At 63.7% G+C, this 26,693-nt stretch carries 17 protein-coding genes and 3 tRNA genes; 2 read left to right on the top strand and 18 right to left on the bottom strand.

All coding sequences use genetic code 11. The annotated features are described in order from the left end of the window. Positions 1-17: 17 nt before the first annotated feature. The 12 genes from BLR71_RS03115 to BLR71_RS03060 form a co-directional block, all read right to left on the bottom strand. A complete protein-coding gene (locus tag BLR71_RS03115; protein WP_217629306.1) occupies positions 18-980 on the bottom strand; it encodes a 5-oxoprolinase subunit C family protein in 963 nt (320 codons plus the stop codon). Continuing rightward, positions 977-1,699, bottom strand: a complete 723-nt coding sequence (pxpB, locus tag BLR71_RS03110; protein WP_092523042.1) for a 5-oxoprolinase subunit PxpB — start codon at positions 1,697-1,699, stop codon at positions 977-979. The genes BLR71_RS03115 and pxpB overlap by 4 nt, the downstream gene beginning before the upstream one ends. Further along, complete coding sequence (locus tag BLR71_RS03105; protein WP_092523040.1) at positions 1,696-2,451, bottom strand: 5-oxoprolinase subunit PxpA; 756 nt, start codon at positions 2,449-2,451, stop codon at positions 1,696-1,698. Before BLR71_RS03105 ends, pxpB begins: the two co-directional genes overlap by 4 nt. A gap of 546 nt (positions 2,452-2,997) precedes the next feature. Then, a tRNA-Arg gene (locus BLR71_RS03100) sits at positions 2,998-3,074 on the bottom strand. 87 nt (positions 3,075-3,161) lie between these two features. Continuing rightward, positions 3,162-3,238 (bottom strand) — tRNA-Arg (locus BLR71_RS03095). A 56-nt stretch (positions 3,239-3,294) separates the two neighbouring features. After that, positions 3,295-3,387: transfer RNA gene (locus BLR71_RS03090), tRNA-Ser, on the bottom strand. A gap of 260 nt (positions 3,388-3,647) precedes the next feature. Then, complete coding sequence (csrA, locus tag BLR71_RS03085) at positions 3,648-3,848, bottom strand: carbon storage regulator CsrA (RefSeq protein ID WP_092523039.1); 201 nt, start codon at positions 3,846-3,848, stop codon at positions 3,648-3,650. A gap of 211 nt (positions 3,849-4,059) precedes the next feature. Next, the gene (locus BLR71_RS03080; protein WP_092523037.1) at positions 4,060-5,313 is read right to left on the bottom strand and encodes an aspartate kinase; all 1,254 of its coding nucleotides are present in this window, start codon (positions 5,311-5,313) and stop codon (positions 4,060-4,062) included. Between the two features lie 103 nt (positions 5,314-5,416). Beyond that, the gene (alaS, locus tag BLR71_RS03075; protein WP_092523035.1) at positions 5,417-8,026 is read right to left on the bottom strand and encodes an alanine--tRNA ligase; all 2,610 of its coding nucleotides are present in this window, start codon (positions 8,024-8,026) and stop codon (positions 5,417-5,419) included. A gap of 135 nt (positions 8,027-8,161) precedes the next feature. Then, entirely contained in the window at positions 8,162-8,659 is a 498-nt protein-coding gene (locus tag BLR71_RS03070; RefSeq protein ID WP_092523033.1) for a regulatory protein RecX, read from the bottom strand. A 3-nt stretch (positions 8,660-8,662) separates the two neighbouring features. Next, the gene (gene recA / locus BLR71_RS03065; protein WP_092523031.1) at positions 8,663-9,724 is read right to left on the bottom strand and encodes a recombinase RecA; all 1,062 of its coding nucleotides are present in this window, start codon (positions 9,722-9,724) and stop codon (positions 8,663-8,665) included. A gap of 116 nt (positions 9,725-9,840) precedes the next feature. After that, positions 9,841-10,383, bottom strand: a complete 543-nt coding sequence (locus tag BLR71_RS03060) for a CinA family protein (protein WP_092523029.1) — start codon at positions 10,381-10,383, stop codon at positions 9,841-9,843. A 195-nt stretch (positions 10,384-10,578) separates the two neighbouring features. Here BLR71_RS03060 and mutS point away from each other — a divergent pair, with 195 nt between their 5' ends. Both mutS and fdxA read left to right on the top strand, forming a co-directional pair. Next, positions 10,579-13,182 carry a DNA mismatch repair protein MutS gene (mutS, locus tag BLR71_RS03055; RefSeq protein ID WP_092523027.1) on the top strand — a complete coding sequence of 868 codons (2,604 nt, stop codon included), beginning with the start codon at positions 10,579-10,581 and terminating at the stop codon, positions 13,180-13,182. Between the two features lie 443 nt (positions 13,183-13,625). Then, positions 13,626-13,949, top strand: a complete 324-nt coding sequence (fdxA, locus tag BLR71_RS03050; protein ID WP_092523025.1) for a ferredoxin FdxA — start codon at positions 13,626-13,628, stop codon at positions 13,947-13,949. Between the two features lie 751 nt (positions 13,950-14,700). On the opposite strand, the gene eno is transcribed toward fdxA, so the two are convergent. The 6 genes from eno to aroB form a co-directional block, all read right to left on the bottom strand. Then, positions 14,701-15,996, bottom strand: a complete 1,296-nt coding sequence (eno, locus tag BLR71_RS03045) for a phosphopyruvate hydratase (protein WP_092523023.1) — start codon at positions 15,994-15,996, stop codon at positions 14,701-14,703. Positions 15,997-16,171: 175 nt separating this feature from the next. Further along, positions 16,172-17,023 carry a 3-deoxy-8-phosphooctulonate synthase gene (gene kdsA, locus BLR71_RS03040; RefSeq protein WP_092523021.1) on the bottom strand — a complete coding sequence of 284 codons (852 nt, stop codon included), beginning with the start codon at positions 17,021-17,023 and terminating at the stop codon, positions 16,172-16,174. A gap of 9 nt (positions 17,024-17,032) precedes the next feature. After that, positions 17,033-18,694 (bottom strand): CTP synthase, encoded by a 1,662-nt coding sequence (locus BLR71_RS03035; protein WP_092523019.1) that lies wholly within the window; start codon positions 18,692-18,694, stop codon positions 17,033-17,035. A 386-nt stretch (positions 18,695-19,080) separates the two neighbouring features. After that, positions 19,081-20,502 (bottom strand): FAD-dependent oxidoreductase, encoded by a 1,422-nt coding sequence (locus BLR71_RS03030; RefSeq protein WP_092523017.1) that lies wholly within the window; start codon positions 20,500-20,502, stop codon positions 19,081-19,083. A gap of 91 nt (positions 20,503-20,593) precedes the next feature. Then, complete coding sequence (gene gltB / locus BLR71_RS03025; protein WP_092523015.1) at positions 20,594-25,045, bottom strand: glutamate synthase large subunit; 4,452 nt, start codon at positions 25,043-25,045, stop codon at positions 20,594-20,596. Between the two features lie 507 nt (positions 25,046-25,552). After that, a complete protein-coding gene (aroB, locus tag BLR71_RS03020) occupies positions 25,553-26,656 on the bottom strand; it encodes a 3-dehydroquinate synthase (RefSeq protein WP_092523013.1) in 1,104 nt (367 codons plus the stop codon). Positions 26,657-26,693: the final 37 nt, after the last annotated feature.

The following is a 26,693-nucleotide window of genomic DNA, read 5'->3' as shown; positions in this document are numbered from 1 at the left end:
TGAGCCAGGCGGCCCCCTCAAGCCTGCAGGGCGGCGAGAAAGCGTCGATACTCGCTCTGCGCCGCGCCCAATGCCACCGGAGCGAGGCGCACCGCCTGCCCGGGCTTGCACTGCGCAAGCCGCGAGCAGGCAAGGGGCGTCAGGGTGCCAAGCCTTGGATAGCCCCCGACCGTCTGGCGGTCGTTGAGCAGCGCGATGGGCTGACCGTCCGGCGGTACCTGCACGGCCCCCAGCGCAATTCCCTCCGAGATCATGCCATCCAGCCGGCATTCGAGCCTTGGCCCGGTAAGCCGCACGCCCATTCGGTCCGCCCGGGCATCGACCTGCCACTCGGCGTGGAAGGCACGAAACAGGCTCGGCCCGGTGAAGTCGGCGATCTGGGCGCCGGGAATCAGCCCCAGCACCGCCGGCGCCAAATAGTCGAGCCTTTCCTTCATGGGCACGGCTCGCGCCTGGCCGGCTGAGGCGCCGGCCAATGCGTCGACATCGACGCACAGGCGCTCACCTTCAGCAAGCGGGGTACCCGCGCCGCTATGTCCACCAAGCCCCTCGCGGGTCACGCAGGCAAGGCTGCCAAGCACCGGCGAGCCCATAAAACCGCCGGGCACGGCCAGGTAGGCGCGCACTCCGGCCTGCGGCGTCCCGAACGCCAGGCGCTGTCCCTTGTGCAGGGTAAAGACCTGCCAGGGCGCAAGCGGCTCGTCGTCGATAGTGGCGCCCAGGTCGGCGCCACACAGCGCCAAGCGCAGGTCCCGCTCGGCGACCAGGACCAAGCCGCCAAGCGTGATCTCGAGCGCCGCCGCGCCCCAGGCATTGGCCAGCAGGTAATTGGCCCAGGCGAAGGCGTGCAGGTCGGCCGGGCCGCCCTGGGTCACGCCCATCCGACGCACGCCGAATCTCCCGGCATCCTGTAGGGTGGCCAGTGGCCCGGCTTTCTCCACGCGCAGTGCATCGGCACCCGTGATTGCCATCTCACTCATGAACGCGCCTCCTGAGTCGCGGCAACGGGTCGGGTATCACCGCCCAGGCGTTCGAATTCGGCGCGATCCACCGGCTTGAAGCGCACCCGATCGCCGACCTGCAGATAGCTTTGCTCCTCGCGGTGCTGATCGAAGAGCGTGAGCGGCGTGCGTCCGATCAAATTCCAGCCCCCAGGAGACTGGCGCGGGTAGGCCGACGTCTGGCGCCCGGCCACCGCGACGCTACCGGCCGGCACCCGCTGACGCGGGGTGTCGAGCCTGGGCATTGCAAGGCGCTCATCGAGGCTGCCCATGAAGGCGAAACCCGGCGCAAACCCCAGCGCGAAGACACGGTATTCGTGGCCTGCATGCAGCTCGACCAGCGCCTGGCGGTCGAGTCCGGTGGCCGCCATCAGGCGTTCGAGTTCGGGACCCACGCTCTTGTCGTACCAGACCGGCAGCTCCTTGATGGCACCTGCCGCGGCGTCTTCATCCGGGTGCAGGTCGGCAAGGATGCTCGCCAAGCAACTGCGGGCCTCATCTGCCGAGAGCCGCGCGGCGTCATAGTGCACCAGCAGGGTGGTATAGGATGGCACCAGATCGACCAGCGCCGTTCCGAAGGCGTCTTCACAGCGGCGACACAGCGCCATCAGCCACGGCATATTGGCTTCATCGATGCTGTCGAAGAGGCGCACCAACCAGGCATCCACGCCCGCATTCTCGAGACGGGGCAGCCTCATGAGGCGGCCTCGATATCCATCAGAGCCTGACGGATCGCCTTGACCGCGGCGACCGACTCCGGGTTGTCACCGTGCACGCAAAGGGTATCGGCTTCGAGTACCAGCTCACTGCCGTCGGAAGCGGTGAGGGGCGCGCCGGTGGCGATTCGCTTAGCCTGGTCGACGATCACCTCGGCGTCGTGATGTACGGCGCCGGGCTCACGGCGGCTGACCAGCCGCCCCTCGGCATCGTAGGCGCGATCGGCGAAAGCTTCGAGCCACAGGGTAAGGCCATGCTCTGCCGCCAAGGAACGGGCCGACGAGGGGTCGCGGGTCGCCATCACCATCAGCGGCAAGTCGGCATCGAAGGCCTTGAGGGCACGCATCACGGCGGCGAGCTTGGCAGGATCGCGCATCATGTCGTTGTAGAGGGCGCCATGAGGCTTCACATAGCCCAGCCGCGCCCCCTCGGCGCGGCACATCGCGGCCAACGCGCCGATCTGATAAAGCACCAGATTCTCGATTTCCTCGCTCGAGCAGGCAATCGAGCGACGACCGAAACCAACCAGGTCGGGATACGCCGGGTGCGCCCCGACCGTGACGTCGTGTTGAGCGGCCAGGCGGACGGTGGCACGCATGGTATCCGGGTCCGAGGCATGAAAGCCGCAGGCTACGTTGGCCAGATCGACGACCGGCATGACCTCGTGATCTAGCCCCATTTTCCAGGGGCCGAAGCTTTCGCCCATATCGGCGTTGAGCAGCAGTCTGGTCATTGGCGTCCTCTCTTGTTGAATTCTTGTTATGACAATTTATAGACACTTTATCGTCAAATTACCACCAAAAACAGAGCGACTTTAGACGGGCACGGTGACTCCATTGGGAATGAAACACGCCCAAGCCGCCAGCCACCGAATGTCTCGCCCGACGGCGCCGGCAAGCGCGCGCCCCGTCGCGCCAAACGCTAGTCCGGCTATACGGCACTCAGTAAGCGCCAAGACCCGAGTTCAAGAGTAGGGCGTTGAATAGCGCTTTGAGTAGGGCGCGGTTTGTATAGGACCTTCATCGACAGCCTGACCGCCAAGAGCGCGCAGTAACGGGTCGATGCTACGCATCAAAAGAGGTAGGCAAAAAATGCACCGCTCGCGATGGAGACGACGCATGAGGGATCATGCCTGGATCACCAGTGTGGGCTGGTAACGCCGGGGCGGTATCAAGAAGGAATCAAGTGCTATATCAAAAACGACGGAAGGAGCCTGGACTACCGAAGGATAGCGAGGCTAGAAACACGAAACCCGCCCTCGAAAGGACGGGTTGAAATCTGGCGCGCCCGGGAGGATTCGAACCTCCGACCCTCTGATTCGTAGTCAGATACTCTATCCAGCTGAGCTACGGGCGCGTATCGGGTATTGCTCGTGTTGGAAGACAGCCATCTAGACCGCAATCCAGCATCCGGCGAGAAATGACTTTCACGCTGGAGAGAAGATGGCGCGCCCGGGAGGATTCGAACCTCCGACTCTCTGATTCGTAGTCAGATACTCTATCCAGCTGAGCTACGGGCGCGTGCTTGTGCACTGCATCTTCGTTGTGATGATGACACTGCGACGAATCGCAGTTAATGGCGGAGAGAGAGGGATTCGAACCCTCGATGAGGCTATAAACCCCATACTCCCTTAGCAGGGGAGCGCCTTCAGCCACTCGGCCACCTCTCCCTCATCAACACGGCGCGTATGTTACCGTTTCTGAAGGTGTTTGTCCAACCCTTCTGGCAACTTTTTTGCGCTTACCGCGATCAGGACACGTCTGAAACTCACAACGAACGCTTGATCACGGTTTGCCGGGCTCCGAGTGTTTTACTACCACTCCTGCAACCCAGCGGCGATAGCCTACCACACTTTATCGACCACTGCTTACCATATGCAGGCATCTTACTTCACACCAGGGGCTAACAACGCCACGGGTGTCCCGGGGATTACGCCAACGGCTCCTGCTCGCCGTCTTCCTCGGTATTCTCGCGCTGGATACGCTGATAGATTTCTTCACGATGTACCGCGACATCTTTGGGGGCATTTACGCCAATGCGTACCTGATTCCCTTTAACGCCCAGCACAGTCACGGTGACGTCGTCACCAATCATCAAGGTTTCGCCAACACGGCGGGTCAGGATGAGCATGACCGATCTCCTTTTCAGACTTCTTGCAACGGGATATGCACGCTTATCTCCAAGCGATGCGAGAGTATGCGCGACACAGGGCTTCAAGCCAAACGCCCTTCCTAAACGCTCTTCCTTTGCGACACCGCTCACGACCTGTTAAGTGGGCCACCACCTGGGGTGGTGACCATCACTATAGCCTAGCGAAAGTGATCGGCGTCAGCAGCGGCGATCACTCTTGCTCAATATCATCCTTATCCAGACCGAAGGCCTTGTGCAGGGCACGCACCCCAAGCTCCATGTGCTTCTCGTCGATGACCACGGAGATCTTGATCTCGGAGGTGGAGACCATGCGGATGTTGATGTTCTCGTCAGCCAGCACGCGGAACATCTTGGAGGCGATGCCCGCATGGGAACGCATGCCGACGCCGACCAGCGAGACCTTGGCGATATTGTCATCGCCACGCAGTTCGCCGCCACCCAGATCTGGAATCACCTGCTCCTTGAGGATCTTCATGGTCTGCTTGTAGTCGCCCTTGCCGACCGTGAAGGTGAAGTCGGTGTAGTCGCCGGCCGGCGCCACGTTCTGCACGATCATGTCGATTTCGATGTTGGCATCGGCGATCGGGCCGAGGATTCGCGAGGCCACACCCGGCACGTCCGGGGTATTGAGCAGGGTCAGCTTGGCTTCGTTGGCGGTGAAAGCGATACCGGAAATCAGCGGTTCTTCCATGGAATCCTCTTCGTCATCTGTGTCAGCAATGATTAGGGTGCCGTTACCGCCGTCTTCGAAGCTCGAGAGCACGCGCAGCGGCACGTTGTACTTGCCGGCAAATTCGACGGCGCGAATCTGCAGGACCTTGGAGCCCAGGCTTGCCAGCTCGAGCATCTCCTCTACGGTGATGGTCTCCAGCCGGCGCGCCTTGGAGCAGACCCGCGGATCGGTAGTGTATACCCCGTCCACATCGGTATAGATCTGACATTCATCGGCCTTCAGCGCAGCGGCCAGGGCCACACCGGTGGTATCGGAGCCGCCACGGCCGAGGGTAGTGATGTTGCCTTCCTCATCGACCCCCTGGAAACCGGCCACCACGACCACTTGGCCGTCATCCAGGTCGGACTGAATATCGTCGGTCTCGATGCGCTGAATGCGCGCCTTGGTATAGGCGCTGTCGGTCTGGATGCCGACCTGGGCACCGGTATAGGAGGTCGCCGGCACGCCCAGCTTCTGCAAGGCCATGGCCAGCAGCGAGATGGTGACCTGCTCGCCGGTGGAGACCAGCATGTCCAGCTCGCGCGGGGTTGGCTCGTCATTGATCTGGCTTGCTAGGTCGACCAGACGGTTGGTCTCGCCACTCATCGCCGAGACGACCACCACCACCTGATGGCCGTTGTCACGGAAACGTTTGACCTTCTCGGCCACGGCCTTGATGCGCTCGACCGAGCCCACCGAGGTGCCACCGAATTTCTGTACGTATAGCGCCATATGCGATTGCCTTGAAGTGAAAGGATGAAAGGAAAGAACGCGTTTGTCGGGCGAGAAACAAGAAGGGGGCCGGGGCAAAGCCCACGACCCCCTTGAGAGTAGCCTAGCCCAGCTGCTCCTCTACCCAGGCCGGCACACCGGCCAGGGCCCCTGGAAGGGCCTCGGGATCGCTACCCCCGGCCTGCGCCATATCGGCGCGGCCGCCGCCCTTGCCACCCACCTGGGCGGCCACGTGCTTGACGAGATCGCCAGCCTTGAGACGTCCAGTCAGGTCATTGGTGACACCGGCGATCAGACTGACCTTGCCACTCTCGGCATCGGCCACCCCCAGTACCACTACGCCGGAGCCTAGCTTTTGCTTGAGCTGGTCCATCACGGTACGCAGCTCCTTGCCGGACACGCCCTCTAGTTGCTTGGCGAGCAGGCGAACCCCGGCGATGTCCTGAGCGTCGCTCAACATGTCGTTACCTGCGCTCGAGGCCAGCTTGGCCTTGAGGCGCTCGAGCTCCTTCTCGAGGCTACGATTGCGCTCGAGCAGTGACTCGACGCGGCTTTCGACCTGCTCGGGCTTGGCCTTGAGGCGCTCGCCGACCCGCGTTAGCTGTGCTTCCTGCCCCTGGAAGTAGGCCAGGGCCGCCTCGCCGGTGATGGCTTCGATGCGACGCACGCCCGAGGCGATGCCGGTCTCGGCGATGATATGGAAGCAGCCGATGTCGCCGCTGCGGGCCACGTGAGTGCCGCCACACAGCTCTACCGAGAAGTCGTCGGCGCCGATGGTCAGCACCCGCACATTGTCGGCGTACTTGGCCTCGAACAGCGCGGCGGCGCCCTTGGCCTTGGCCTCGTCGAGGGTCATGTTCTCGATCTGAGTCGGCGCATTTGCCAGCACCTGCGCATTGACGATGGCCTCGATCTCGGCGAGCTCCTGGGCGGTTACCGCCTCCAGGTGGCTGAAGTCGAAGCGCAGACGCTCGGCGCTGACCAGCGAGCCCTTCTGCTGGACATGCTCGCCGAGCACCATGCGCAGCGCTTGATGGAGCAGGTGGGTCGCCGAGTGGTTACGCACCGTGGCGGCACGCAGGCTGGCATCGACCGTCGGCGTTACCGTGGCGCCCACCTCGAGGCTGCCCTCGACCATCACGCCCTGGTGCAGGTGGTGGCCGGCCTGTTTCTGGGTGTCGGTGACCTGGAAGCGCCCGCCATCGACCACGAGGTAGCCGGTATCGCCGACCTGGCCGCCGGACTCCGCATAGAAAGGCGTGCGGTCGAGCACCACTACGCCCTTCTGGCCTTCTTCCAGTGCCGCCAGCTCGTTGCCTTCGGTATCGACCAGCGCGGTGATCCTGGCTTCGTCCTTGAGACGGTCGTAGCCGGTAAAGGCAGTCTCACCGTCGAGTTCCAGAGTAACGCCGTAGTCGGCGCCGAACTGGCTGGCTGCACGCGCCCGTTCACGCTGGGCTTCGAGCGCCGCCTGGAAGCCGGCCTCGTCGAGAGACACGCCGCGCTCGCGGCAGACGTCGGCCGTCAGGTCATACGGGAAGCCGTAGGTGTCATAGAGCTTGAAGACCGTCTCGCCGGGCAGCACGTCGCCCTCGAGGGCGTTAAGCGCCTCGGTCAGAAGGCCCATGCCGTGATCCAGGGTACGGGCAAACTGCGCCTCTTCCTTGGCCAGCACCGTCTCGATCTGAGCGCGAGCCTGGCGCAGTTCCGGATAGGCCTCGCCCATCTCAGCGTCAAGCGCCGCTACCAGGGTATGGAAGAAGCTGCCCTCGGCGCCCAGCTTGTGACCGTGGCGTACCGCACGGCGGATGATCCGGCGCAGCACGTAGCCGCGCCCCTCGTTGGACGGCAGCACGCCGTCGACAATCAGGAAGGCGCAGGAACGGATATGGTCGGCGATCACTCGCAGCGACGGGGAACTGGTATCGCGATGGCCGGTCGCCTCGGCGGCGGCCGCCAGCAGGTTCTGGAATAGGTCGATCTCGTAGTTCGAGTGAACGCCCTGCAGCACGGCAGCCACCCGCTCGAGCCCCATGCCGGTATCGATGGACGGCTTGGGCAGCGGGTTCATGTTGCCCTGTGCATCGCGATCGAACTGCATGAACACCAGGTTCCAGATCTCGATGTAGCGATCGCCATCTTCTTCCGGGCTCCCGGGAGGGCCACCCCAGACCTCGGGGCCATGATCGAAGAAGATTTCCGAGGACGGTCCGCAGGGACCGGTATCGCCCATCTGCCAGAAGTTGTCCTCGTCGAGCTTAGAGAAACGCTCGGGATCGATGCCGATCTCGTCTTTCCAGATGCGCTCGGCCTCGTCATCGCTTATGTGCACGGTGACCCACAGCTTGTCGGCCGGCAGCCCTAGACGCTCGGTCAGGAAGGTCCAGGCGAACTGGATGGCTTCGCGCTTGAAGTAGTCGCCGAAGCTGAAGTTACCCAGCATCTCGAAGAAGGTGTGGTGCCGCGCGGTGTAGCCGACGTTATCCAAGTCGTTGTGCTTGCCGCCGGCGCGCACGCAGCGCTGGGCCGAGGTGGCGCGCACATAGGGACGCGGGTCGCGCCCCAGGAAAACGTCCTTGAAGGGCACCATTCCGGCGTTGGTGAACAGCAGGGTCGGGTCGTTGTCCGGCACCAGCGAGCTGGACGGCACGATGGAATGTCCCTGCTCCTCAAAGAAGGTCAGAAAGGCCTGTCTGATCTCTGCGCTTTTCATATCAAGTCCGTGGCGATAAGCGTGTTGACGCTGCGGGCGAGCGGCCGCCGAAGCGGACCGACACGGCACGCCGGTGTCGTCGCAAACCTTGGAGTATAACGAGTCGTCAGAAAACTTTCAGGGGGGAAACGCGGGCTAGTCGAGCTCGTTGGCGTCCCAGGCATGGGACAGGGCGTATTTGAGCTGGTCGAAGTCGAAACCGCGGCCGGCAAGGAAGCGTTCGCGCTTGGCACGCTCCTTGGGTGCGTCACCGGGATCGCTGAAGCGACGCGCCAGGGTCTCGGCGGCCAGCTGATACCAGTCGACCTCGGCATCTTCGAGGGCGCGGCCGACCGTGTCCCGGCCCACGCCGCGCTGATCCAATTCGGCGCGCACCTTGCGTGGGCCTTGGCCCCGCTGGATGCGGGAGCGCACGAAGTGCTCGGCGAAGCGCTCGTCCGACTGCAGGCCCTGCTCGGCCAGCGCATCGAGGCAGGCCGCCACGTCTCCGTGAGCATGCCCCTTGGCTGACAGGCGGCTCTCGAGCTCGTACCGGGAATACTCTCGCCGCGCCAGCAGCCGAATGGCGTCGTCACGGGGTGACGGCTGATCGCCGCCACCGCCACGTGTCGCCTTGCCGGACTCGAACGCCATGGATCAGGCCTTGTCGTCGAGCTCGTCGCTGGCCACGGCTTCGCTTTCGGCCTTGTCATCCTTCGGTTCGGCCTTGGCCAGCAACTGATCGCGGATCTGGCTCTCGATCTCTTCCATGATCGCCGGGTTGTCCTCGAGGTACTGGGCGGCATTGGCCTTGCCCTGACCGATCTTGCTGCCCTTGTAGCTGTACCAGGCGCCGGCCTTGTCGACCAGGTTGCACTGCACGCCCAGGTCGACCACTTCGCCGGCATGGTAGATGCCCTTGCCGTAGAGGATCTGGAACTCGGCCTGGCGGAACGGCGGCGCCGTCTTGTTCTTGACCACCTTGACGCGGGTCTCGTTGCCGGTCACCTCGTCGCCCTGCTTCACCGAGCCGGTGCGACGGATGTCCAGGCGCACGCTGGAGTAGAACTTCAGGGCGTTGCCGCCGGTGGTGGTCTCGGGGCTGCCGAACATCACCCCGATCTTCATGCGGATCTGGTTGATGAACACCACCATGCAGTTGGCGTTCTTGATGTTGCCGGTGATCTTGCGCAGCGCCTGTGACATCAGGCGTGCCTGCAGGCCGACGTGGGAATCGCCCATCTCGCCTTCGATCTCGGCCCGTGGCGTCAGCGCCGCCACCGAGTCGACGATGATCACGTCGACACCGCCGGAGCGCACCAGCATGTCGCAGATTTCCAGCGCCTGCTCGCCGTTATCCGGCTGCGAGACCAGCAGGTCATCGAGGTTGACGCCCAGCTTCTCGGCGTAGCTCGGGTCCAGCGCGTGCTCGGCGTCGACGAAGGCGCAGGTCTTGCCTTGCTTCTGGGCCTGGGCGATTACCGACAGCGTCAGGGTGGTCTTGCCCGAGGATTCCGGCCCGTAGATCTCGACGACCCGGCCCAGCGGCAGCCCGCCGATGCCCAGTGCGATATCCAGGCCCAGCGAGCCGGTGGAAACCGAAGGCATCACCACGCGCGGCGCGTCGCCCAGGCGCATCACGGTGCCCTTGCCGAACTGGCGATCGATCTGGGTAAGCGCCGCGTTCAAAGCCTTGGAGCGATTGTCGTCCTGTGCCATGGATGGCCTCCTGGAGTCATCAAAGGGAAAACGATGAGTTCTGAATGCTGGATCTCGATACTGGAGCCAAGCACTGTATGACTGCACAGTATTATGGAGAAAAAAATCGGCCGCGCCTACCGCTCGGCGAACTTTTCCTGAGTCGCCTGCTCGGCCTCGAGCCGGACGATCAGCCCTGCTAGCGCCGCCCGCAGTGCCTGCTCGCGCACCGCATGACGATCACCCTCGAAGTGTCGGCATACGGCCTGCTGGGCGTGGGTGTCTCCCCAAGCCAGCCACACTGTGCCCACCGGCTTGGCCTCGCTGCCGCCACCGGGGCCCGCCACGCCGCTGATGGCAACGCCAAGGCTGGCGCCGCTATCGCGACAGGCGCCGGCGACCATGGCATGGACCACCTCGCGGCTGACCGCGCCATGGGCGGCAAGGGTCGCTTCCGGCACGCCCAGCTGGCGCGTCTTGGCCGCATTCGAATAGGTCACGTAGCCGGTCTCGAAATAGCCGGAGCTGCCGGCGACCTCGGTGATGGCATGGGCGACACCGCCACCGGTGCAGGACTCGGCGGCGGTCACGGACGCGCCACGAGCCCGGCAGGCTTCGCCAAGCCGAGTGGCGAGAGTGAGCGTATCGAGGGCCTCGAGGGCCGCGGTGTTGTCCATCATCTGGCTTCCCTGGCGGCTGGCGGCGCAATGCGAGCGCCATGAAGGGTCAGCGCCTGACGAGGCGCCCGTGAGCGGGTAGAATATCGCCTTTTGACCGCCCCTGACGAGCCACCCGTCCAGGTGGTGCCATGTCCTCGCTGTCACGTCCAGCCGCGCCTTGCAGCGCCACGCACGCCAAAGCAATCAAGGAAACCCATGACCCAGGCCAGCGCCCAGCACACCCCGATGATGAGCCAGTTCCTGAAGATCAAGCGCGAGCACCCCGAGGTGCTGCTGTTCTATCGGATGGGGGACTTCTATGAGCTGTTCTTCGACGACGCCAAGCGCGCCGCCGCACTGCTCGACATCACCCTGACACAGCGCGGCCAGTCGGCGGGTAAGCCCATTCCCATGGCGGGCGTGCCCTACCACAGCGCCGAGGGCTACCTGGCGCGGCTGGTCAAGGCCGGCGAGTCGGTGGCGATCTGCGAACAGATCGGCGACCCCGCCACCAGCAAGGGCCCGGTGGAGCGCAAGGTAGTGCGCATCGTCACCCCCGGCACGCTCTACGATGAGGCGCTGCTCGATGCCAGCCGTGACAACCTGGTGCTGGCCGCCTATCCGCGTGGCGAGACCTGGGGCATGGCCTGGCTGGAGCTTTCCAGCGGGCGCTTCAGCGTACTGGAGGTCGAGGGTGAGGCCGAGATGCTCGCCGAGGTACAGCGCCTCGACCCCGCCGAGCTGCTGATCGCCGACAGCCAGGACCTTCCGCCCTCGCTTGCCGAGCGCCGCGGCCTGCGCCGCCAGAGCGACTGGCTGTTCGATCTCGAATCCGCGACCCGCACCCTGTGCGACCAGTTCGCGGTACAGGACCTGCGCGGCTTCGGCTGTGCCCACCTCGAGGCCGCCATGACCGCCGCCGGGGTGCTGATCGACTATGCCCGTGACACCCAGCGCTCCCAGTTGCCCCACGTGACCGCCATCGGCGTCGAGAACCGCGACGATGCCGTGGTCATCGACGCCGCCAGCCGGCGCAACCTGGAGATCGACACCAACCTGGGCGGCAGCGGAGATAACACCCTGGCCAGCGTGCTCGATACCACCGCCACCGCCATGGGCTCGCGGCTGATGAAGCGCTGGCTGAACCGGCCGCTGCACGACCGCCCGCGGGTGCTGGCCCGCCAGGCCGCCGTGGCGCTGCTGCTCGACGACGAGGCCTTCCTGCCCCTACGCGACGACCTGAAGGCCATCGGCGACGTCGAACGCATCCTGGCGCGGGTGGCGCTACGCAGTGCACGCCCCCGCGACCTGGCCCGGCTGCGTGACGCCCTGAACGCCCTGCCCGGCCTCGAGGCGAGCCTTTCCGGCTTCGACGAGGGCACCGCACTCGATGAGCTCAAGCGCCATATCCGCCCTTATCCCGCCCTTGCCGAGACGCTGACCCGGGCGCTGGTGGAGAACCCGCCGGTGGTGATCCGCGATGGCGGTGTGATCGCCAGCGGCTATGACGAAGAGCTCGACGAACAGCGGGGCCTGGCCGAAAACGCCGGAGACTACCTGATCCAGCTGGAGACTCGCGAACGCGAGCGCACCGGCCTTGCCGGCCTCAAGGTCGGCTATAACCGCGTGCACGGCTACTATATCGAGATTCCCCGCGCTCAGGCTCGAGAGGCGCCGGCGGACTATATCCGCCGCCAAACGCTGAAGAACGCCGAGCGCTTCATCATTCCCGAGCTCAAGGAGTTCGAGGACAAGGCGCTATCGGCCAAGTCCCGGGCGCTGGGCCGCGAGAAACTGCTTTACGAAGCCCTGCTCGACACCCTGGGCGCCGAGCTCGACGCCCTGCAGCAGTCCGGCCGGGCGCTTGCCAGCCTCGATGTGCTGGCAAGCTTCGCCGAGCGTGCCCAGGCGCTCGACTTCGTGCGCCCGACCCTCACCGAGGCGCCGGGCATCAATATTCAGGGCGGTCGCCATCCGGTGGTCGAGCATGTCAGCGAGGCGCCCTTCGTGCCCAACGACCTGGCGCTGGACGACAGCCGACGCATGCTGGTGATCACCGGCCCCAACATGGGCGGTAAGTCGACCTACATGCGCCAGGCCGCACTGATCACCCTGATGGCCCACACCGGCAGCTTCGTACCCGCCGATGCGGCTGAGATCGGCCCGGTGGATCGCATCTTCACCCGCATCGGTTCCTCGGACGATCTGGCCGGCGGCCGCTCGACCTTCATGGTCGAGATGACCGAGACCGCCAATATCCTGCATAACGCCAGCGACAAGAGCCTGGTGCTGATGGACGAGATCGGGCGTGGCACCTCGACCTTCGACGGCCTGTCGCTTGCTTGGGCCAGCGCCGAGCACCTGACTCGCTCGCGAGCTTTCACGCTCTTTGCCACCCACTATTTCGAGATGACCGCCCTGCCCGATCAGGCACCGGGCGTCGCCAACGTGCACCTGACCGCCGCCGAGCACAAGGACGGCATCGTCTTCATGCACCGGGTGGAAGATGGCCCGGCGAGCCAGAGCTATGGCCTGCAGGTCGCTCAGCTGGCCGGGGTGCCCCAGCACGTGATCGCCCGGGCACGCGAGAAGCTAGCCTTGCTTGAACAGCAGGAAATCGATCAGGGCCAGCGCCAGACGCCCCTGGCCGACCCGGCAGCGGATACCGGCGCGAGCGCAGCACCTTCGGCACCGCGCCAGGACGACCTGTTCGCCAGCACGCCGCACCCGCTGCTCGACGAACTGTCCAGCCTGGATGTCGACGGCCTGAGTCCACGCCAGGCCCTGGAACTGCTGTATACATGGCGTGAGAAGGTCTGAGGCCTAGCAAGAGGCCTAGACATGCCAAGGGTAGTTGAGCGGGCTGACACGATCGACGGTGAAAGCGTCCACAACGCAGCACAACGGGCATGAATAAATGCCGAAACGTTCTGCCCGCCGACCGCCGCGATGACTTGCTGGCCCTGCACGCCACGACTAAAATATTCGCCCAATTAGAATGGCGGCTTCTAATGATCGAGCCGCTTATAACTAGACAAGGGTTTGTGCGAAACGTCAGCGAGCGAAGGCAAGACAAGGCAAAAATTGGCGAAGAAGCGGACCGGGCTGGCGCTCCAGTTTACGGGTGTAAATGAGTATTTTGAGCCAATTTTTAACACCGTATTGCCGAGCGCAGGTAGTTTTCGCACGAAGCCTGGCCAAACGACACATTCAGGGACAAGGCGCACCATCGACCCCTGACAGCTAACGATCGAGGAAGCCCCATGACATTCGTCGTCACCGAGAACTGCATCAAGTGCAAGTACACCGACTGCGTGGAGGTCTGCCCGGTAGACTGCTTCTACGAAGGTCCCAACTTCCTGGTCATCCACCCCGACGAGTGCATCGATTGCGCCCTCTGTGAACCGGAGTGCCCGGCCGAGGCCATCTTCTCCGAGGACGAGCTCCCCGAGGGCCAGCAGGAGTTCATCGAGCTCAACGCCGAGCTGGCCGAAGTTTGGCCGAATATCGCCGAGAAGACAGACCCGCTGCCCGATGCCGAGGAATGGGATGGCAAGAGCGGCAAGAAGGAACTGCTCGAGCGTTGAGCCCCTGCGCTTGATGCAGCCTGGAAGGCAAAAAAGGGCCGGCGAGACATCGCCGGCCCTTTTTTATGCGCCCGTGATTTATGCGCCTGTCATGCACCCGTGCCAGATAGAGCCGAGAGCGCGGCGATTGGCAAAGGCGTCTATTGAAACCATCTAGTGGCGCAGAGGCCTGTACGACGCGGCAAGCCGTGCCACCCGCCACCGATTCGCGCCGTTGGTTGCTTACCTGGAACGCCTCGACCCGCGTGCAGGCACGCCTAAAAAACGCACATAAAAAAGGCGACCCGAAGGTCGCCCGCTCCTAGCTGTTCCTTGAGCATGTCCTTATGCTCGACTCCTGAGGTGACTTCCTTGCCCGGGAACGACGTCCTGTCGCACCGAGCGCACCCGACTACCATCCCGTTGCATCCTGCCGGGAAAGCATCCTGCTTCCCCACATCCCAAGCACAGTGTGGCAGCTATGACGGGGTTCTCAAGTCGGCCAATGAAGGCAAAGATACCTTACCTCCTACGCACCGTTTTCCAAAAACTCATTATTTTCAAATATTTAAGTAAACAATAGTGCTTCAGAAGCGATCATTTCCTGATCAATGTCGAGTATATCGGGCTCAAGTTGTCGGTAATCTCTTACAAGCAATGAAGACATGATGCGCACTCGCTATAGCGCATAGCATCGCCAGACACAAAAAAAAGGCGCCCACGGGCGCCTTTTCGTCTTACCTTTCATGTCATGTCACTGAGCGTAGCGAGCTCATCCCTGCCCCTTGATGGCCGCAAGACCCGGATAGCGCACCGCCTCACCCAGCTGTTGCTCGATTACCAGCAGGCGGTTGTACTTGGCGACGCGATCGGAGCGGCACAGCGAGCCGGTCTTGATCTGCCCCGCCGAGGTCGCCACGGCCAGATCGGCAATGGTGGTGTCCTCGGTCTCGCCGGAGCGGTGCGAGATGACCGCGGTGAAGCCGGCATCCTGCGCCATCTTGATCGCATCCAGCGTCTCGGACAGCGAGCCGATCTGGTTGAACTTGATCAGAATGGAGTTGCCGATCTTCTCGTCGATGCCGCGCTTGAGGATTTTGGTGTTGGTCACGAACAGGTCGTCACCGACCAGCTGCACCTTGTCACCGAGCTTGTCGGTGAGCGCCTTCCAGCCGGCCCAGTCGGACTCGTCCATGCCGTCTTCGATGGAAACGATCGGGTACTGGTCGGCAAGCTCGGCCAGGTAGTCGACAAAGCCCGCGGCGTCATAGCTCTTGCCTTCACCAGACAGGCTGTACTGGCCGTCCTTGAAGAACTCGCTGGAGGCGCAGTCGAGTGCCAGGGTGATATCGCTGCCCAGGGTGTAGCCGGCATCGGACACCGCCTGCTTGATCACCGCCAGGGCTTCGGCGTTGGAGGCGAGGTTAGGCGCGAAGCCGCCCTCGTCACCCACCGAGGTAGAAAGGCCACGGCCCGCCAGCACTTTCTTCAGGGCGTGGAAGATCTCGGCGCCCATGCGCAGGCCTTCACGGAAGGACGGCGCACCTACCGGCTGGATCATGAATTCCTGGATGTCGACGTTGTTGTCGGCATGCTCGCCGCCGTTGAGGATGTTCATCATCGGCACCGGCATCAGGTACTGGCCCGGCTGGCCATAGAGCTCGGCGATATGCGCGTAGAGCTCGGTGCCCTTGGCGCTGGCGGCAGCCTTGGCGGCAGCCAGGGAAACGGCGAGGATGGCGTTGGCGCCGAGGCTTTCCTTGTTCTCGGTGCCGTCGAGTTCGAGCATGGCGTTGTCCAGGCCGCGCTGGTCGAGGGCGTCGAGCCCCGTCAGTCGCTCACGAATGGCGCCATTGACGGCCTCAACGGCCTTCAGCACGCCCTTGCCCAGATAGCGGCTCTTGTCGCCGTCACGCAGCTCCAGTGCCTCGCGAGAGCCGGTGGAGGCGCCACTCGGCGCACAGGCCACGCCCTTGGCGCCGCTGTCCAGCACCACCTCGGCCTGCACGGTGGGATTACCGCGGGAGTCCAGCACCTCGAGGGCGCGAATATCAACAATCTTGGTCATGATCTCGTCCTTATTATCGCTAAGCGTTGATCCAGTCGGCGTGCCTGGAGGGAGTCACGGCTCCGCTCGTAAAGGGTCTATCGACCACCGTCTCGTCGAAAACAGACGTCTATCGGGAACTGCATGCAAGAGCGGATAGACGACCCGGCGGACCGCCGGGCCGCTCTTGCCTGGTTCAGGAAATCGTCAAAGCCGGAAAACCTTTGACCAGATCATCCAGCGCCTTGAGCTGGGTAAGGAACGGCTCCAACTGATCCAGCGGCAGGGCACAGGGGCCGTCGCACTTGGCATTGTCGGGATCGGGATGGGCTTCCAGAAAGAGTCCCGCCAGACCCACGGCGACACCGGCACGCGCCAATTCGGCGACCTGGGCGCGACGCCCGTCGGCGCTGTCGGCCCGCCCACCGGGGCGCTGCAGGGCATGGGTGACGTCGAAGAACAGCGGATAGCCGGTGGCCTTCATGTCACCGAAGCCGAGCATGTCGACCACCAGGTTGTTGTAGCCGAAGCTCGAGCCGCGCTCGCAGAGGATCAGGCGATCATTGCCCGCTTCCTCGCATTTGCGCGTGATGTGGCGCATCTCATGGGGCGCCAGGAACTGCGGCTTCTTGATATTGATCACCGCGCCGGTCTCGGCCATGGCCACTACCAGGTCGGTCTGACGGGCCAGGAAGGCCGGCAGTTGGATGATGTCGGCGACCTCGGCCACCGGCGCGGCCTGCCAGGGCTCGTGAACGTCGGTGATCACCGGGACCTGGAAACGCTCCTTGACCTCGGCGAGGATCTCGAGCCCCTTCTCGAGCCCCGGCCCGCGGTAGGAATGGATCGAGCTGCGGTTAGCCTTGTCGAAGCTGGCCTTGAAGACATAGGGCATACCGAGCTTGCCGGTCACCTCGACGTAGCGCTCGGCGACCTCGAGGGCCATCTCGCGGGATTCGAGCACGTTCATGCCGCCAAACAGGGTCAGCGGCAGGGCGTTGCCGGCCCGTAGGCCGGCAACCTCGATGATTTTCTGTGGTTCGCTCATCTGAGCTCCTTAGCCCTGCGGCTGGGCCTGGGCCTGCTGCCGGGCGCGCATCTGCTTGTGCTCGAGGGCCGCCTGGATAAAGCCACTGAACAGCGGATGGCCATCGCGGGGCGTAGAGGTAAATTCCGGGTGGAACTGGCAGGCCACGAACCAGGGGTGGTCCGGCAGCTCGACCATTTCCACCAGCGACTCATCGACGCTCTTGCCGGAAATCACCAGGCCGGCCTTCTCCAGCTCGCCAATGAACTGGTTGTTGACCTCGAAGCGGTGGCGGTGGCGCTCGACGATCTCGTCGTTGCCGTAGGCCTCGCGGGCCTTGGAGCCCGGCTTCAGATGACAGACCTGGCCACCGAGGCGCATGGTGCCGCCGAGATCGGAGGCCTCGTCGCGCAGCTCGATCTTGCCTTCGGCATTCAGCCACTCGGTGATCAGGCCGACCACCGGATGCTTGGTGTCGTGGGTAAACTCGGTGGAGTTGGCATCCGTCCAGCCAGCGACGTGACGCGCAAACTCGATCACCGCCACCTGCATGCCAAGGCAGATGCCCAAGTAGGGGATCTTCTGCTCGCGGGCGAAGCGAGCGGTGGCGATCTTGCCTTCCACACCCCGCTCACCGAAACCGCCAGGTACCAGGATGGCATCCTTGCCGGCCAGCCGCTCCGGGCCATGGCGCTCGATGTCTTCGGAATCGATGTAGTCGATGTTGACCTTGATGCGGTTCTGGATGCCGGCGTGGATCAGCGCCTCATTCAGTGACTTGTAGGCATCCAGCAGTTCCATGTACTTGCCGACCATGGCGATGTTGACCGACTTAAGCGGATTGAGCTTGGCATCGAGCACGCGCACCCATTCATCCAGCTCGGCCTCATCGGCTTCCAGACGCAGCTTGTCACAGACGATCTCGTCGAGGCCGTGCTCGTGCAGCATCAGCGGAATGCGATAGATGGTATCGGCATCCTGCAGCGGCACCACCGCCCGCTCTTCGACGTTGGTGAACAGGGCGATTTTGCGCCGCTCGGTCTCTTCGAGCTCGACTTCGCTGCGACAGATCAGGATATCCGGCTGGATACCGATCGAGCGCAGCTCCTTGACGCTGTGCTGGGTCGGCTTGGTCTTGGTCTCGCCGGCGGTCTGGATATAGGGCACCAGAGTCAGGTGCATGAAGATGGCGCGGTTGGCCCCCAGCTCGCTTCTGATCTGACGGATCGACTCCAGGAACGGCAGCGACTCGATATCGCCGACGGTGCCGCCGATCTCGACCAGGGCCACATCGAAGCCTTCCCCGCCTTCATAGACCCGACGCTTGATCTCGTCGGTGATATGCGGAATCACCTGCACCGTGCCGCCCAGGTAGTCGCCACGGCGCTCCTTGCGCAGCACGTGCTCGTAGACGCGGCCGGTGGTGAAGTTGTTGCTCTGGGTCATCTTGGTGCGGATGAAGCGCTCGTAATGGCCCAGGTCCAGGTCGGTTTCAGCGCCATCCTCGGTGACGAATACTTCGCCATGCTGGAAGGGGCTCATGGTGCCCGGATCGACGTTGATGTACGGATCCAGCTTGAGCATGGTGACCTTGAGGCCACGCGCCTCGAGAATCGCCGCCAGCGAAGCGGACGCGATGCCCTTGCCTAGAGAAGACACAACGCCGCCGGTCACGAAGATATATCGTGTCATGGAGAACCTGTCGAAACGTGATCAGAAGGCGCGGCAGGAAACCGCACCAGGATGGGACGACAGAATAGCAGAGTCGCCTTGGCGGCTCAATTTCGGCCCCTGCCTGGAAATGATGGAAACAGGACTGGCAGGCCGATCAACGTCGCAAGGACGCTGACGGGGCCGCGACGCCGGGGACAGGCCGAAGAGGAGGTCCTCTGCCATGGATGGCAGAGGAAGTGCCCAGGGACGGGGGCACAGCGCCTCCTCGCGGGCCTGTCGCCGGAGACGCTCGCAGCCCAGCCGTGTCGCGACGCACAGAGGCGAAACCCTGCCACCTCACACGCGGCTAGCGCCCTTGCGAGTCACGACACTGGTCGCGCCCCTCGCCAGCATCGCCGCAGAGGCTACACCTCGAGATAATCGAGGATGCCCTCGCCGGCCTGACGGCCTTCATACACGGCAGTGACCACCAGGTCGGAGCCGCGCACCATGTCGCCCCCGGCAAACACCTTGGCGTTGCTGGTCTGGAAGGGGTAGCGGCCGTGTTCCGGAGCGGTAATGCGGCCACGCTCGTCGGTCGCGATGTTGCTCGGCTCGAGCCAGTCGATGTCGGTGGGCTGGAAACCGAAGGCAATCACCACCGCATCCGCCGGCAGGACTTCTTCGGAGCCCGGCACCACCTCGGGACGCCGACGGCCATTCTCGTCGGGCTCGCCCATGCGGGTACGCACGACCTTGATGCCTTCGACCCGCTCCTCGCCGACCACTGCCACCGGCTGGCGGTTAAACAGGAACTCCACGCCTTCCTCGCGGGCGTTGGCCACCTCACGCTTGGAGCCCGGCATGTTCTCTTCGTCACGACGGTAGGCGCAGGACACGCTGGCCGCCCCCTGGCGAATGGAGGTGCGGTTGCAGTCCATGGCCGTGTCGCCGCCGCCCAGCACGACCACCCGCTGGCCTTCGAAAGAGACGTAGTCGGCCGCATCCTTCTCGAAGCCCAGGCAGTGATTGACGTTGGCGATCAGGAAATCCAGCGCCTTGTGCACGCCCGGCAGATCCTCGCCCGGGAAGCCACCCTGCATGTACTTGTAGGTGCCCATGCCGAGGAAGACGGCGTCGTAGTCTTCCATCAGGTCATCGATGGTGATGTCACGACCGATCTCGGTATTGAGGCGGAATTCCACTCCCATTTCCTCGAAGACCGCCCGACGGCGCTCCATCACGCTCTTCTCGAGTTTGAACTCCGGAATGCCGAAGGTCAGCAGGCCGCCAATTTCGGGGTACTTGTCGAACACCACCGGCGTGACGCCGTTGCGCACCAGAATATCGGCACAGCCAAGGCCTGCCGGGCCGGCGCCGACGATGGCCACCCGCTTGTCGGTACGCTTGACCTGCGACATGTCGGGGCGCCAGCCCATGGCGAAGGCGGTATCGGTGATGTACTTCTCCACCGAACCGATGGTCACCGCGCCGAAGCCGTCATTGAGGGTACAGTCGCCCTCGCAGAGACGGTCCTGCGGGCACACCCGCCCACACACTTCGGGCAGCGAGTTGGTCTCATGGGACAGCTCGGCGGCCTTGAGGATATTGCCCTCGGCCACCAGTTTCAGCCAGTTGGGAATATAGTTGTGGACCGGGCACTTCCACTCGCAATAGGGGTTACCGCAGCCCAGGCAGCGATCTGCCTGACTGGCGGCTTCGCCCGGCTGGAAGGGCTCATAGATCTCGGCAAACTCCCGCGAACGGGTGCGCGCCGCCTTCTTCTGCGGGTCCTGGCGACCCACGTCGATAAACTGAAAATCGTTGTGCTGAAGACGCTCTGCCATGGTCGTCTCTCCTCGAAAACTGGAAGGTCAGGGCGGGGCCGCTTGGCGCCCCGCCGGGACACGGCCCTTATCAGGGCCGCCGGGACTCGGCTTACTCGGGTCGCCGCCGGGACTCGGCGAGCAAACTGCCAAGACTCGCGGCCTTGGGCTTCACCAGCCAGAAATGGCGGATGAAGTGGCCAAAGTCCTCGAGAATCGCCTCGCCTCGCGCCGAGCCGGTGGTGGCGACATAGTCCTCGATGACCTCCCTCAGGTGGCGCCGGTACGCCTCCATGGCTTCGGTGTTGATCCGATGGATCTCCACCAGTTCGTGATTGTACTTGTCGACGAAGGTGCGATCCTCGTCGATCACGTAGGCGAAACCGCCGGTCATGCCCGCGCCGAAGTTGACGCCGGTCTCGCCAAGCACTGTGACCAGGCCGCCGGTCATGTACTCGCAGCAGTGGTCGCCGGCGCCCTCGATGACCGCCGTCGCCCCGGAGTTACGCACCCCGAAGCGCTCGCCGGCGGTACCGGCGGCGTAGAGGGTGCCGCCAGTGGCGCCATACAGGCAGGTATTGCCGATGATCGCCGTCTTATGGCTCTCGAAGTGGCTATTCTGGGGCGGCACGATAGTGATCGAGCCCCCGTTCATGCCCTTGCCGACGTAGTCGTTGGCATCGCCCTCGAGATACAGGTTCAGGCCGCGTGCGTTCCAGACCCCGAAGCTCTGGCCGGCCACGCCCTTGAAGCGCGCGGTGATCGGCGCGTCCTCGAGACCGGCCTCGCCATAGCGCTTGGCAATGGCCCCGGAGGTCATGGCCGCCACGCTGCGATCGCAGTTGGTAATGGTGAAGTCGAACTCGCCGCCGGACTTGTCGTCGATGGCCGAGCGCAGCGCCTCGAGCACTTCCAGGTTCTTGGCGCCCGGATCATGGGGTACGTTGCGATTGACACGGCAGAACTGCGGCGCCTCGGCCGGCACGTGGTCGTTCTCGAGCAGCGGCGTCAGGTCGAGCTTGCGCTGGGCGCTGGTTTGGCCCTCGAGGACCTCGAGCAGGTCGGTGCGCCCGATCAGATCGGTGAGCTTGCGCACTCCGAGCAGCGCCATCAGCTCGCGCACTTCTTCAGCGATGAAGCGGAAGTAGTGCTTGACCATGTCCACGGTGCCGCGGAAATGCTCGTCGCGCAGGTACTGATCCTGGGTGGCCACACCGGTCGCACAGTTGTTGAGGTGGCAGATCCGCAGGTACTTGCAGCCCAGCGCGACCATCGGCGCGGTGCCAAAGCCGAAGCTCTCGGCACCGAGAATCGCCGCCTTGACCACGTCGAGGCCGGTCTTGAGGCCACCGTCGGTCTGCAGGCGAATCTTGTCACGCAGGCCATTGATGCGCAGCGCCTGATGCACCTCGGGCAGGCCGAGCTCCCAGGGGCTGCCGGCGTGCTTGATCGAGGTCAGCGGGCTCGCTGCGGTACCGCCATCGTAGCCGGACACGGTGATCAGGTCGGCATAGGCCTTGGCCACACCGGTGGCGATGGTGCCGATGCCGGGCTCGGAGACCAACTTCACCGACACCTGGGCGTCCGGGTTGACCTGTTTGAGGTCGAAGATCAGCTGGGCCAAATCCTCGATCGAGTAGATGTCGTGGTGCGGCGGCGGCGAGATCAGTGTCACGCCGGGCACCGCATAGCGCAGCCGCGCGATCAGCTCGTTGACCTTACCCCCGGGCAGCTGGCCGCCCTCGCCAGGCTTGGCGCCCTGGGCGACCTTGATCTGCAGTACCTCGGCATTGACCAGGTAGGCCGGGGTAACGCCGAAGCGCCCTGAGGCGATCTGCTTGATCTTCGATGAGCGGATGGTGCCGTAGCGTGCCGGGTCCTCACCGCCTTCACCAGAGTTGGAGCGTCCGCCGGCCTCGTTCATGGCCTGAGCCAGGGCCTCGTGAGCCTCCGGCGACAGCGCACCCAGCGACATCCCGGCGCTGTCGAAACGCGGGATCAAGTCCTCAATGGCCTCGACTTCCTCGAGCGGCACCGGCTCGGCGGCGGGCTTCAGGGTCAGCAGGTCACGAATGGTCGCCACCGGACGCTCGTTGACCAGGGCGGCAAACTTCTTCCACTTCTGGTAATCGCCCTGCTGCACCGCTTGCTGCAGCGTGGTCACCACGTCTGGGTTGTAGGCGTGGTATTCCTTGCCGTGGACATACTTGACCAGGCCGCCCTGGCCAATGCCCTTGCGTGGCGTCCAGGCACGGCGTGCCAGCAGCTCCTGCTGCATCTGCAGCTCGCTGAAACCAGCCCCCTCGATGCGCGACGCCATGTTGGTGAAGCACAGGTCCATGACCTCGCTGCCAAGTCCCACCGCCTCGAACAGCTGGGCACCACGGTAAGACGCCAGGGTCGAGATCCCCATCTTGGAGAGAATCTTGTAAAGCCCCTTCTGTAGGCCCTTGCGATAATTCTCGCGGGCGTCTGCCGGGTTGCCGGTCAGCTCGCCGGTGCGATGCATGTCGGCCATCACCTGGTAGGCGAGATACGGATAGACCGCCGTGGCCCCGACCCCGAACAGCACCGCCATCTGGTGAGCGTCGCGGGCATAGCCGGTCTCGACGACCAGGTTGACCCGCGGGCGCAACGCCTGGCGCCCCAGGTGATGATGCACGGCACCCACGGCCAGCGCGGCCTGAATCGGCAGTTGGCCCTTCTCCAGTCCGGCGTCACTCAGCACCAGGATCACCTTGCCGCTGCGGGCGGCATCTTCGGCCTGACGGCACAGCACCTGGATGGCCTGCTTGAGCCCGATGGTCTCGGGATCGTAAGCCAGGGACAGGTGCTGGCTTACGAAGGCCGGATCGTCCTGACTGACCAGCGCGGTGAACTTGCGCGGTGACAGCACCGGGGTCGTCAGGATCAGACGATGTGCGTGCTCGGGCGTGGCATCGAAGACGTTGAGTTCGGCACCGCAGATGGTCTCCAGCGACATCACGATCGCTTCGCGCAGCGGGTCGATGGGCGGATTGGTGACCTGGGCGAACTTCTGGCGGAAGTGGTCGGTGAGCAGGCGCTCGTGGCGCGACAGCACCGCCATGGGCGTGTCATCGCCCATCGAGCCCACGGCCTCCTGGCCGCTTTCGGCCAGCGGGCGCAGCAACTGATCGCGCTCCTCGAAGGTGATCTGGAAGAGCTTCTGGTGAACGTTGAGCTCGTCGGTGCCCATGGGCTGGAAGCGGGCCAGCTCGGTCAGTGCCGACTCCAGATAGCTGGCCTCGTCCTTGAGCCAGCGACGATAGGGAAACGCCGACTTCAGGCGATTATCGATGTCTTCGGTGTGCAGGATCTCACCGGTCTGGGTGTCGATACCCAGCACCTGCCCCGGGCCGACACGGCCCTTGGCCACCACGTCTTCGGGCCGATAGCCGTAGGTACCGATCTCGGAAGCCAGAGTAATATAGCCATTCTTGGTGATCACCCAGCGGGCCGGGCGCAGGCCGTTGCGATCCAGCATGCAGACGGCGTGACGACCGTCGGTCATCACCATGCCGGCGGGGCCATCCCAGGGCTCCATATGCATGGAGTTGTACTCATAGAAGGCGCGCAGATCGCCGTCCATGGTTTCCACGTTCTGCCAAGCCGGCGGCACCATCATGCGCACGGCGTTGTAAATATCCATGCCGCCGGCCATCAGTACCTCGAGCATGTTATCCATGCTGGAGGAGTCAGAGCCGGAGGTATTGACGATCTCATCGAGCTCGGCGATTTCGCTGAGCCGATCATTGACGAAGTTTTCCTTGCGCGAGTTCGCCCAGCCACGGTTGGCCTCAATGGTGTTGATCTCACCGTTGTGGGCCAGCAGGCGGAACGGCTGGGCCAACGGCCAGCGCGGTGCGGTGTTGGTCGAGAAACGCTGGTGAAAGACGCAGATGGCGGTTTCGAGGCGTTCGTCGCCCAGGTCCTGATAGAAGGTGGGCAGATCCACCGGCATCATCAGGCCCTTGTAGGACACCACCTGGGAAGACAGGGAGCAGACGTAGAACTCCGGCTCACCGGCCAGTTTTTCCTCGGCGCGGCGCCGGGCCATGAACAGGTCGACGCCCAGCTCGGCCTCGAGGCGATTGTCGTCGGCGGTAATGAAGACCTGACGGATGCGCGGCAGGCAGTCCAGCGCCATGGGGCCACAGACGCTTGAATCGGTGGGTACGTCGCGCCAGCCCTGCACGGTGAGGCCGCGGGCTTCGAGTTCGCCACTGAGCACCTCACGGGCGGCCTGCTCACGGGCATCGTCGTCCGGCAGGAAGAGGCTACCGACGGCAAAGCGCTCGCCGAGCTCGACGCCCAATGACTCCTGGGCAACGGCCCGCATGAAGTCGCTGGGCATCTTCAGCAGCAGGCCGCAGCCATCGCCGGTCTTGCCGTCGGCGGCGATGCCGCCACGATGGGTCATGCAGGTCAGTGACTCGATGGCCGTCTTTAGCAGGTCATGGCTGGCCTGCCCTTCCATATGCGCAATCAGGCCGAAGCCGCAGTTGTCGCGAAATTCACCGGGCTGGTGGAGACCTTGTCTCATGGGCGCGCCTCATCAATATTCAGTAGTCTTGTGTCCAGACGGCTTCAGCGATATAGTTATCGGTTTTTCTTTATTTATATGCCGCTGCAAAATGCCGCTTTCTGGCGCCGAAAAAGGGTACCTAGCATAGCCACCACCCTCCCCCTGCGCAATTCCCCGCCCGCATCGATGTCTAAAAAACCGCCGAAAAACGGCACCTTAGCGCGCTCGACAGATAAAAAACCCTGACAGGTCAACCACTTGTATTCGGCTTGCACGACAGGTCGAGCATATTAGACCTTAGTCGCAAAAAACCGCTCAAGGGCATGCCAATCATGCATAAGGCATGCGAATTACTTTCTGATCGTCGACAGCCGGCCATTACGACAGCCCCTGCCAGACGCTCGGCAGCGAAGCCTTGGCAAAAATTGCTGTCGCCTATCACGCATCGACTCAACGACCAGTCATGCCACAAAAAAGGCGCCCGTGAAACACGGACGCCTAGTTTCCAGCCCAGTGAGCCACCCTCTAGCGACGAGGGAAGTCCGTCAGCAGACTCTCGAGCATCTCAGGCGGGGTCGAATCGTACAGACAGGCATCACCGAGACTTCGCAATAGCACCAGCCGGAGCCGAGTATCGATGTTCTTCTTGTCCAGTCGCATCACCGCCAGGAAGTCCTCCACGCCCATGTCATCGGGCGCCGCCGGCGGAAGGCCGGCGGCAGCGATGACCGCCGCCGTACGATCCACCTCGTCCTGAGTCAGCCACCCCAGACGCTGCGAGAGCTCGGCAGCCATCAGCATACCGGTTCCCACCGCCTCGCCGTGCAGCCAGGCCCCATAGCCCTGATGCGCCTCGATGGCATGACCAAAGGTGTGCCCCAAGTTGAGCAGCGCCCGGGCACCCTGCTCGGTCTCGTCGGCGGCCACTACCTCGGCCTTGATGGCACAGCTTCTGTAGATCGCCTCGCGCAGCGCCTCGCCATCAAGGCCGCGCAGCGCATCCATCCGCGCCTCGAGCCAGGCCAGAAACTCGAGGTCGCGTATCAGGCCGTACTTGATCACCTCGGCGAGCCCCGCCGAGAGCTCCCGAGCCGGCAGAGTGGATAGGGTCTCGGTATCGATCAGCACCGCCTTGGGCTGCCAGAAGGCGCCAATCATGTTCTTGCCACGAGGGTGGTTGACCCCGGTCTTGCCTCCCACCGAGGAATCGACCTGGGAAAGCAGCGTCGTCGGCACCTGAACGAAGGCTACGCCCCGCTGATAACAGGCCGCGGCATAGCCGGTCATGTCGCCGATCACGCCGCCTCCCAGGGCAATCAGGGTGCAACGACGGTTGAAACCGGCGGCCAGCAGGGCATCCCAGATACGGGACACGGAATCCAGGGTCTTGGTGTGTTCACCGTCAGGCAGCACCACCTCCTCGACCTCGAGCCCCTCGGGCAGCCCCCGCTTGAAGGCCTCGAGATAGAGCGGCGCGATTGTCTCGTTGGTGACGATCATCACCTGACGACCGGCCAGATAAGGAGCAATGACATCGGCATGACTCAGCAGACCGGGACCGATATGAATCGGATAACTGCGCTCGTCGAGCGCCACGCTTAACGTACGGATAGCATCGGATTGGGGCATGAAACAGACTCGGTCAGAAAGACTCGGTTAGAAGCAA

It is taken from the genome of Onishia taeanensis (assembly GCF_900100755.1).
In the GTDB taxonomy this organism is placed as follows: Bacteria; Pseudomonadota; Gammaproteobacteria; order Pseudomonadales; family Halomonadaceae; genus Onishia; species Onishia taeanensis.
This window is presented reverse-complemented; position numbering and strand designations above follow the sequence as displayed.

Bases quoted from the DNA above. Each gene is read 5' to 3' on its own strand.
- BLR71_RS03070 (WP_092523033.1), bottom strand. From the start codon at position 8,659: ATGGCGTTCGAGTCCGGCAAGGCGACACGTGGCGGTGGCGGCGATCAG.
- gltB (WP_092523015.1), bottom strand. From the start codon at position 25,045: ATGAGACAAGGTCTCCACCAGCCCGGTGAATTTCGCGACAACTGCGGC.
- csrA (WP_092523039.1), bottom strand. From the start codon at position 3,848: ATGCTCATCCTGACCCGCCGTGTTGGCGAAACCTTGATGATTGGTGAC.
- mutS (WP_092523027.1), top strand. From the start codon at position 10,579: ATGACCCAGGCCAGCGCCCAGCACACCCCGATGATGAGCCAGTTCCTG.
- BLR71_RS03030 (WP_092523017.1), bottom strand. From the start codon at position 20,502: ATGGCAGAGCGTCTTCAGCACAACGATTTTCAGTTTATCGACGTGGGT.
- pxpB (WP_092523042.1), bottom strand. From the start codon at position 1,699: ATGAGGCTGCCCCGTCTCGAGAATGCGGGCGTGGATGCCTGGTTGGTG.
- BLR71_RS03080 (WP_092523037.1), bottom strand. From the start codon at position 5,313: ATGGCGCTATACGTACAGAAATTCGGTGGCACCTCGGTGGGCTCGGTC.
- aroB (WP_092523013.1), bottom strand. From the start codon at position 26,656: ATGCCCCAATCCGATGCTATCCGTACGTTAAGCGTGGCGCTCGACGAG.
- BLR71_RS03115 (WP_217629306.1), bottom strand. From the start codon at position 980: ATGAGTGAGATGGCAATCACGGGTGCCGATGCACTGCGCGTGGAGAAA.
- BLR71_RS03035 (WP_092523019.1), bottom strand. From the start codon at position 18,694: ATGACACGATATATCTTCGTGACCGGCGGCGTTGTGTCTTCTCTAGGC.
- fdxA (WP_092523025.1), top strand. From the start codon at position 13,626: ATGACATTCGTCGTCACCGAGAACTGCATCAAGTGCAAGTACACCGAC.
- kdsA (WP_092523021.1), bottom strand. From the start codon at position 17,023: ATGAGCGAACCACAGAAAATCATCGAGGTTGCCGGCCTACGGGCCGGC.
- alaS (WP_092523035.1), bottom strand. From the start codon at position 8,026: ATGAAAAGCGCAGAGATCAGACAGGCCTTTCTGACCTTCTTTGAGGAG.
- BLR71_RS03060 (WP_092523029.1), bottom strand. From the start codon at position 10,383: ATGATGGACAACACCGCGGCCCTCGAGGCCCTCGATACGCTCACTCTC.
- BLR71_RS03105 (WP_092523040.1), bottom strand. From the start codon at position 2,451: ATGACCAGACTGCTGCTCAACGCCGATATGGGCGAAAGCTTCGGCCCC.
- eno (WP_092523023.1), bottom strand. From the start codon at position 15,996: ATGACCAAGATTGTTGATATTCGCGCCCTCGAGGTGCTGGACTCCCGC.
- recA (WP_092523031.1), bottom strand. From the start codon at position 9,724: ATGGCACAGGACGACAATCGCTCCAAGGCTTTGAACGCGGCGCTTACC.